This window comes from Brasilonema bromeliae SPC951 (genome assembly GCF_012912135.1).
Taxonomy (GTDB): Bacteria; Cyanobacteriota; Cyanobacteriia; order Cyanobacteriales; family Nostocaceae; genus Brasilonema; species Brasilonema bromeliae.
In genome coordinates, this window is record NZ_QMEB01000179.1 from 6108 (window position 1) to 13995 (window position 7888).

Below are 7888 nucleotides of genomic sequence, written 5' to 3' on the forward strand. Positions count from 1 at the left end.
GTGCAGCCACTTCAACCCAATCAGGGACAAGCCAAGAGTACCTGGTACGTTTATGTGCCTGATGTAAAATTATTAACTAATACATCAACCTCAGCTTTCCTCAGAGTCAGAACAAATACAACTTTCAAGCAAGACTGGCGAGAACAATCGTCAAATTTAGCACAACAAGACAAGTACGCAGCCACAGCAGGTCAGCAATTGCGTATTTCATCTATTGATCGCAATGCTTTTAGATATGGTGGCGACCACTGGAAAGTCACATTCGTGCAGCCACTTCAACCCAATCAGGGACAAGCCAAGAGTACCTGGTACGTTTATGCGCCTGATGTCATATACGAATCGCCTTTCTCTCAGTCTAATACGGAGACAGTGCCTAATCATATCAACATCATCCAGTATCTGCGGCAGCAAATACAGGGGAACACCTCTATTAAGCCTGCAGGGGAAGTAAGCCTGCTTTCTCCCTCCTCGATTTTTCTCCTCTGCTTTCTCTGTACCTCTGCGGTTCGTTTTAAAAAGTTTTGCAAAAGTCAAAGCCCTACGGGCAGGGTGTAGGGGTATAAGGGTGTGAGGGTGTAAGGGTGTAAGAGTGTAAGGGTGTGAGGGTGTAGGGATCCCTCCGGGCGTCTACATGTGTGTGCATCTGCGGTTTGAAATTATAGTTATATGACTTTCACCGATTTCCATAGTAGGGTAGGCATTACAATGCTCACCCTACTTAAGAGATTACCAACTAGCCACAGCTTGTGCTATGGCTTCATGTGCTTTTGCAAAAGACTGCTGGCGAACTTCATCACCTGCACCGAGGTTTTCCACATTGATGAATGTAATGTCTGTAATTCCCACAAATGCAAAAATCGCTCTGAGATAGGGTTCTTGATAATCGTAGGGTGCAGCGAAGCTTCCTGGAGAAAAGTCACCACCACGAGCAGTGATAACTAGCAACTTTTTGCCTTCAACCAGCCCTTTAAAGCCACCTTGCTCGGTTACGGCGAAGGTGCGACCAACGCGAACAATTTGGTCAATATAAGCTTTCAACGTAGAAGGTACGTTGAAATTATACATCGGCACGCCAAAGACGTAGCGGTCAGCCGCTAAAAATTCATTCACTAAGGTATCTGACAATTCAATTGCCTTAGCTAGCTCGGGTGTGCGAGCATCTGGTGGTGTAAAAGCAGCAGCGATCCACGACTCGTCTACATGAGGAATTGTATTATGACCAATATCCCGGTAGGTGACTTTATCTCCGGAATGGGCATTTTTCCAAGCTGTGATAAACTCACCAGAGAACTTGCGGGAGAAAGAACGTTCTCCACGAGGACTAGAGTCAATATGCAAGATATGTGCCATGAATTAATTCTCAATAGCAGGCAATAGATTTAGGATTGGTTACTAGGCTTGTTGGTTACGCATAAACGCAACTACGAACTAGTCCCATGATTTGTAGTTCAACTTTTTATCCGTACTAACTTTAAACTATGTAAAGTTAAGATGAGAAGTAGGCACTTAAAAGTAAGCTAGTTACCAAAAAGAAACTATGAAAGCTGAAGCACAAAACCATAGCCGACTGACTTGTGAAGTAGAAACCACACTAAAAGTCATTGGTGGACGCTGGAAGGTTTTGATTATTAGAGAATTGATGGATGGTGTGAAACGCTTTGGTGAATTACAGCGAGCTTTAGATGGAATTACTCAAAAAATGCTGACCCAACAACTCAGGGAGATGGAGGAAGATGGGGTTATTGATCGCAAAGTTTACGCGCAAATTCCTCCAAAAGTAGAGTATTCCTTAACACCTTTAGGAGAAAGTCTTCAACCAATTCTCTATGCAATGCACGAGTGGGGTGTCAAGCATTTATTTGAAATAAATAATAAAAAGCAAAATATTTGAGCACTGGACTTTTTTCGTTAATTCTTAATAATTGTAAGGTACACAAAACTCAGAATTTTATTCACCCTGTTTGTAAATATTCAATCGCAGCCTCTAATTTTGACGGATATCCCTCAGCAAATCTTTCAAACCAAAGCCCTTCTAAGGACAAGGGGTCTAATTTAGCTAGCCAATCTTCGGCTTGCTTTTTCAACTCCTCTAATTTTTTCGCCTGAATTTGTTCTTGTCTGATTCGTTCTTGTTCTTGTTCTTGCTGTTTTTGCAATTTTTCGGCTAAATCTTTTTGCTCAAAATCAGCTTTGACTTCGGCTAAAAGGTTATCTATTAAGGAATTTGATTTTTGTTCCATTTTGTTGACTGGTTTGATGGAATTTGCTTTTAGCTGATGCTGTTGGGGTTTTTGTTCCTCATATTCAGCTTTCAGTTCAGCTAAAAGTTTATCAAGAGAATCCATGATATGAAATCCTCCGTACTAGTCCACATTCAGTTTGCTCCTCAATTCAATGAAAAGTCATCAAAGATGCTTAATCATTAATAGCATTGAGCAGTACTTCTGATAAAGTCATGTCTTCCATATCTTCTATGGTGATGGTGTCGCAGATATCGAACTTTGCACCAGCCCCTTGCAATTCATCATCTAATACTTTGAGAAAGCGAGTAGCCTGGGAATCTGTACCTACTTGAATAAAAGAAATACCAAGTTCCTCATCGCGATCCATCTGGCGAGAAGCTTCAATAATCACCTTCATAACCGCTTTACGGTCATCTGGTTCACCATCAGTCACAACTAAAATAGTTTCACCATTTGCCTTAGTTTCACCCGCAGCTTTGCGTTGAAAGTAGTTATCAGTCGCGTGTTTCAGCACACCTGCCAAGTCAGTTGTACCAGAAGGGTCATTTTCTTGGAAAATTTGCAACACCTTACTTGATGTCACATTTTCATAGCGCTTGAAGCGTCCAGAAAACAGATAAACAGTGATACCATCTGGATCAAGTTGCTCGCATTTACTCGCCAAGGCAAAAGTAGATTCTTGTGCAGCAACCCATCTACTTCTACTACCCTTTTGGTCTTGAGTTGCCATACTGCCACTTTTGTCGATAATTAAAGTATAGTCACGATTATCTAGCATTTTTCAATTCTCCCTATCAGTTATCAGTTATAGGACTCATATTTGATTTTTAACGAAGCTAGGTACACTTTCTGTTCCCTGTTCCCTGTTCCCTGTTCCCTGTTCCCTTATCACTCATCAGTCATCAATAACGAACAAATGACAAAAAACTGATTAATCAGTCACCGCATTCATTAACACATCAGCAAGGCTCATATCTTCAAGATCATCCAAGGTGATTGTGTCGCAGATGTCAAATTTAGCACCAATACCTTGCATTTGGTCATCCAAAGCTTTGAGAAACTTGGTTGCTTGAGGATCTGAACCTACTTGAATTATAGAAATTCCCAATTCTTCATCGCGTTCCATCTGGCGCGATGCATTAACAACCACCTCAAATACTGCTTTGCGGTCATCTGGTTCACCATCGGTGATTACTAGAATTGTCTCTCCATTGGGCTTGGCTTGACCTGCTGCTTTGCGCTGAAAGTAGTGATTGGTGGCATCTTGGAGTACACCTGCTAAATTTGTCGTGCCACCAGGATCATTTTCGAGAAAAATCTGCCCTACTTTCGCTGAAGTGACATCATCGTAGCGTTTAAATTTACCGGCAAATACATAAACTGTGATGCCGTCAGGGTCAAATTGCTCACACTTCCTTGCCAAAGCGAGTGTAGATTCTTGAGCCATTTCCCAGCGACTTCTACCACCAACTTGGTCAGGAGTGGACATACTACCGCTTTTATCAATAATCAATGTGTAATCGCGATCGCTCATCATAGTATCCCTTTAATTGTTAACCTTGCTACCTTGTTGTTCTAGTCTAGCTATTGGATTGTAGTTTTAACAGTTATCTGTTTAGCTACAGGCATAGGGCATACTTTAAATAGCTAAATAAAAAAAGCCATTTGATACTTTAAGAGAAAAAACTTTGTATCCTGAGGTTAATAGGTCTTAACAGTTCTTTTATAAGCTTGTGCAGGAAGATTTTAGACTCATAGTTGATTTAGTTTCAGTTTTTGCCGTTGCAGCCTGTGGCGGACTCTTAGCAGCGCTTTTAAGACAACCCGTTTTACTAGGGTATCTCATTGGTGGGATGGTCGTTGGGCCATCCGGACTGGGACTCATTAAAGAATTGATTCAAGTAGAAACGTTGGCTCAGTTTGGAGTCGCTTTTTTACTATTTGCCTTAGGTGTTGAGTTTTCCTTTACGGAACTGAAAAAAGTCCAGGCGATCGCCCTTGGGGGAGGAGGACTCCAAATTGCCCTGACAATTCTCATCACAGTTTTAGTCTGCGGGGCTACAGGGGCTTGGGCATATCTACCAGCTAAAGGCATCTTTTTAGGGGCAATTTTGTCGTTGTCTTCCACAGCAGTTGTTCTCAAGTGTTTGATGGAACGTAATGAGACGGAAACGCCCCACGGACAGGTGATGCTGGGAATTTTGGTCGTTCAAGATTTAGCACTAGGACTGATGATCGCAGTCTTACCTGCCCTCCACGAACCTGGAGAAACACTTGTTGTCGCAGTTTTGTTGGCACTGTTGCGAATTGGTTTATTTGCTGCTGGTGCAGTTGTTGCAGGAATTTGGCTCATCCCTCCTTTGTTGCGACTGCTAGCCCGTACTGAAAGCCGAGAATTATTTTTATTAGGTGTCGTAGCACTGTGTTTGGGTATTGCCCTACTGACAGAGTCTTTGGGGCTTTCTATTGAAATGGGGGCGTTTGTCGCTGGCTTGATGATTTCGGAAGTGGAATACGCTGATCAAACCCTTACCTATGTTGAGCCATTGCGAGATATTTTTGCCAGTTTATTTTTTGCCTCCATTGGGATGTTAATCGACCCAGTATTTTTGTGGAACAATCTGCAATTAATTCTGGGATTAGTGACACTGGTATTTATTGGTAAATGTTTAATTATTACGCCACTGGTAAAATCGTTCCGCTACCCGTTGAAAACAGCGTTAATCGTTGGGTTGGGACTGGCTCAAATTGGAGAATTTTCCTTTGTTCTCGCAAGCTCAGGACAAGCCCTGGGGCTGGTTTCACGAAAAGTATATTTATTGATTTTGGGAACAACAGCAGTAACATTAGTGCTTACCCCTTTTGTGCTGCGTTTGGTTCCAATTGTATTTGACTGGGTAGAATCAGTACCTTGGTTAAAGCCCTATTTAAGCGGGGATGGTCAGCCGTTGGGAGTTGCTGACGAACTACCAATCAAAGACCATGTGGTTGTCTGCGGCTATGGGCGAGTGGGACGCAATTTGGTGAAGTTGCTCCAGCAGCACAATTTGCCTGTTGTGGTAATTGACCAGTCAGAAAGTCGAATTCAGCAGTTGCGCGAAGCTGGGGTGGCTTATATTTATGGTAATTGTGTGAGTTTTCACGTTTTAGAAACTGCTGGAGTCAACACAGCACGAGCAGTGGCGATCGCACTTCCTGACCCCATGAGTACCCGTCTTTGCCTCAAACGCGCTTTGGAATTGTCTCCTGATTTAGATGTTGTTGTTCGCGCCACTAACGACAAAAGTATTGAGGTACTTTATCAACTGGGAGCACGGGAAGTTGTGCAACCAGAGTTTGAAGCTAGTTTGGAAATGACGACTTACATATTAACTGATTTGGGCTTGTCATCTGCTGTGGTGCAGCGAGAAATGCAGGAAATTCGCAATCGTCATTATTTGGATCTGCGACCGGAACTATCTGCGTCTGAGGTTTCCCGTGATTTACAACTCGCAACTCAAGACCTGAATAAACGTTGGTATTCTTTACCATCTGGTTCACCCCTAGTCGGTATGACTTTAGAAGAAGCAGATATGCGCTACTTAACAGGAGTGAGTTTGATGGCGATTCGTCGTGAAGGAGGTGAGGAAATAGATTATCCTCCAGTGCAGACCAAGTTGGAAGAGGGCGATCGCCTCTTGGTAGTTGGTTCTGATGATGAATTGGCAGCTTTAGATGAATTCGCCAAAGGTCAAGTTGCTGTTCCCGGAGAAAGCAACGCTTGCCAGTGGGTTACTATCAGTACCGATAGTCCACTGGTTGGGAAAACCCTTGCAGATTTGGATATCCGCAACAAATATAAGGTCATGGTGCAAGCAATGCGACGAGATGGCAAGTTTATCCGCCTTCCCGATGGTAAAGCGGACTTGCAAGTCCGCGACCAAGTTTTATTGTGTGGAAATTTGCTTTCTCTGAATCAACTTGTGCGGTTCCTTGTCCCAAGAAGCGAAATACCGCTATCTATCCCAGTGGTGAAAGCAGGCGAAGCAGAAGCACTCAAAGAGTTTTTGCCTAGGGATAGTGTGTTGGATTAGTCATTAGTCATTACTCCCGAACCGCTATATTGCGGGTTAAGGGAGTGTGCAACCAATCGTTTATTAGCAAAAGACAAATGACTATTCTTTAGGCTTAATATAAGCAATAGCTTGCTTCCAAACAGTCATCTGTTGACCATTTTCATTCATAAGACACATACACTGAGAATCCTGCCATATAATTCTCCCAATCAATATGTCGCCAGTTAGCAGTTTAATCTCAATTGTGACTGCCTGCTGTATTAAATTTTGTACTTGCCGAATGCTAGGCAGTGAGGTGTCAAGTCCCATAATTGAAGAAGGGGTGTAAGGGTATAAGGGTGTAGGGGTGTAGGGAATAAATCAGTCGGTCGAGGTGCTTCCACTGATTTTAGACCACCAAATCGTAGATGTTGGTGGGTTGAGGTACCCTTATCGTAAGTCAGTAATAACTGACAAAAGACATTACACTAATGACGTAAAAACTCAAATATAATTCATCGACTTTGACAATGGCAATAGAATTTACTAAGTATCACGGTCTGGGCAATGACTTCATATTGATTGACAATCGCTCGTCATCAGAGCCTGTCATCACTCAAGAGCAAGCGGTTAAGTTGTGCGATCGCCACTTTGGCATCGGTGCAGATGGTGTTATTTTTGCCTTACCTGGAGAAAACGGTACTGACTATACCATGCGGATTTTTAATTCTGATGGTTCAGAACCAGAAATGTGTGGTAACGGTATTCGCTGTCTAGGTGCTTTTTTAGCTGATTTGGAGGGCGACGCTAAAAAAAGCGACCAATATCGCATTCATACTCTAGGTGGTGTGATGACACCCCAACTCATGCCAGATGGTCAAGTGAAAGTGGATATGGGTATCCCCAGGCTACTTGCTGGTGAAATTCCCACGACTATCAACCCAGCTAACGAAAAAGTGATCAATCAACCGCTAGAAGTCGCAGGCAAAACTTGGGATGTCACCTGTGTCAATATGGGAAATCCTCACTGCATCACTTTTGTAGAAGATGTTGCAACAATTCCTCTAGAAATTATTGGTCCTCAGTTTGAGCATCACCCAGTTTTCCCTCAACGAATCAATACTGAATTTATCCAAGTGGTGCGTCCTGACTACGTGAAAATGCGTGTATGGGAACGAGGTGCGGGTATAACTTTAGCTTGTGGGACGGGCGCGTGTGCGTCGTTAGTGGCGGGTGTGTTGACACAGAGATGCGATCGCAAGGCTACGGTGGAACTTCCAGGAGGACCATTGCTGATAGAATGGTCCCAAATCGACCAACGCCTTTATATGACAGGACCAGCAGAGCGGGTTTTTACTGGCAAAATTGACTAAAACTAGGGGTGTAAGGGTGTGAGGGGGTAAGGGTGTAAGGGGAATAAACAACTGGGGGTGTAGGGGTGTAAGGAGAATAAACAACAGTTCCAAATAAAATGCATTTCCGCCTGTTCCCCTATACCCCAATACGGTTGCTGTTAGTGGTATTTAGTTTTGTAAGATCCCCCACCAAAGTTAAAAAGCTTGCTTGGTTCCCTCCTTTTTAAGGAGGGCTAGGGAGGATCAATCCTTAACG

At 43.1% G+C, this 7888-nt stretch carries 9 protein-coding genes; 4 read left to right on the forward strand and 5 right to left on the reverse strand.

Annotation, left to right across the window (positions count from 1 at the left end):
• The coding region (locus DP116_RS28665; RefSeq protein WP_211173402.1) for a hypothetical protein at positions 1-555 on the forward strand (555 nt) is incomplete at its 5' end.
• Between the two features lie 171 nt (positions 556-726).
• Here DP116_RS28665 and DP116_RS20140 read toward each other — a convergent pair.
• On the reverse strand, positions 727-1350 hold the full coding sequence (locus DP116_RS20140) for an FMN-dependent NADH-azoreductase (RefSeq protein ID WP_169156860.1): 624 nt from the start codon (positions 1348-1350) through the stop codon (positions 727-729).
• A gap of 187 nt (positions 1351-1537) precedes the next feature.
• Between DP116_RS20140 and DP116_RS20145 the strand changes: the two genes are divergently transcribed.
• Positions 1538-1891 (forward strand): winged helix-turn-helix transcriptional regulator, encoded by a 354-nt coding sequence (locus DP116_RS20145; RefSeq protein WP_169156861.1) that lies wholly within the window; start codon positions 1538-1540, stop codon positions 1889-1891.
• Between the two features lie 61 nt (positions 1892-1952).
• Here the strand turns inward: DP116_RS20145 and DP116_RS20150 are convergent, their stop codons facing one another.
• The 3 genes from DP116_RS20150 to DP116_RS20160 all read right to left on the reverse strand — a co-directional run bounded on the left by DP116_RS20150 (position 1953) and on the right by DP116_RS20160 (position 3780).
• The gene (locus tag DP116_RS20150; protein ID WP_169156862.1) at positions 1953-2345 is read right to left on the reverse strand and encodes a salt stress protein, Slr1339 family; all 393 of its coding nucleotides are present in this window, start codon (positions 2343-2345) and stop codon (positions 1953-1955) included.
• Between the two features lie 70 nt (positions 2346-2415).
• Positions 2416-3021: a vWA domain-containing protein gene (locus DP116_RS20155; RefSeq protein WP_169156863.1), complete on the reverse strand. Its 606-nt coding sequence runs from the start codon at positions 3019-3021 to the stop codon at positions 2416-2418.
• A gap of 153 nt (positions 3022-3174) precedes the next feature.
• Positions 3175-3780: a vWA domain-containing protein gene (locus tag DP116_RS20160; RefSeq protein ID WP_169156864.1), complete on the reverse strand. Its 606-nt coding sequence runs from the start codon at positions 3778-3780 to the stop codon at positions 3175-3177.
• A gap of 196 nt (positions 3781-3976) precedes the next feature.
• On the opposite strand from DP116_RS20160, the gene DP116_RS20165 reads away from it, so the two are divergent.
• The gene (locus DP116_RS20165; RefSeq protein ID WP_169156865.1) at positions 3977-6316 is read left to right on the forward strand and encodes a cation:proton antiporter domain-containing protein; all 2340 of its coding nucleotides are present in this window, start codon (positions 3977-3979) and stop codon (positions 6314-6316) included.
• A gap of 81 nt (positions 6317-6397) precedes the next feature.
• Here DP116_RS20165 and DP116_RS20170 read toward each other — a convergent pair whose 3' ends face one another.
• On the reverse strand, positions 6398-6607 hold the full coding sequence (locus DP116_RS20170; RefSeq protein ID WP_169156866.1) for an Hfq-related RNA-binding protein: 210 nt from the start codon (positions 6605-6607) through the stop codon (positions 6398-6400).
• A 200-nt stretch (positions 6608-6807) separates the two neighbouring features.
• Here DP116_RS20170 and dapF point away from each other — a divergent pair, with 200 nt between their 5' ends.
• A complete protein-coding gene (dapF, locus tag DP116_RS20175) occupies positions 6808-7650 on the forward strand; it encodes a diaminopimelate epimerase (protein ID WP_169156867.1) in 843 nt (280 codons plus the stop codon).
• Positions 7651-7888 lie beyond the last annotated feature (238 nt).

Excerpts from the sequence above, each read along its gene's own strand:
- DP116_RS20150 (WP_169156862.1), bottom strand. The coding sequence starts at position 2,345 with ATGGATTCTCTTGATAAACTTTTAGCTGAACTGAAAGCTGAATATGAG.
- DP116_RS20145 (WP_169156861.1), top strand. The coding sequence starts at position 1,538 with ATGAAAGCTGAAGCACAAAACCATAGCCGACTGACTTGTGAAGTAGAA.
- DP116_RS20160 (WP_169156864.1), bottom strand. The coding sequence starts at position 3,780 with ATGATGAGCGATCGCGATTACACATTGATTATTGATAAAAGCGGTAGT.
- DP116_RS20155 (WP_169156863.1), bottom strand. The coding sequence starts at position 3,021 with ATGCTAGATAATCGTGACTATACTTTAATTATCGACAAAAGTGGCAGT.
- DP116_RS20140 (WP_169156860.1), bottom strand. The coding sequence starts at position 1,350 with ATGGCACATATCTTGCATATTGACTCTAGTCCTCGTGGAGAACGTTCT.
- DP116_RS20170 (WP_169156866.1), bottom strand. The coding sequence starts at position 6,607 with ATGGGACTTGACACCTCACTGCCTAGCATTCGGCAAGTACAAAATTTA.
- dapF (WP_169156867.1), top strand. The coding sequence starts at position 6,808 with ATGGCAATAGAATTTACTAAGTATCACGGTCTGGGCAATGACTTCATA.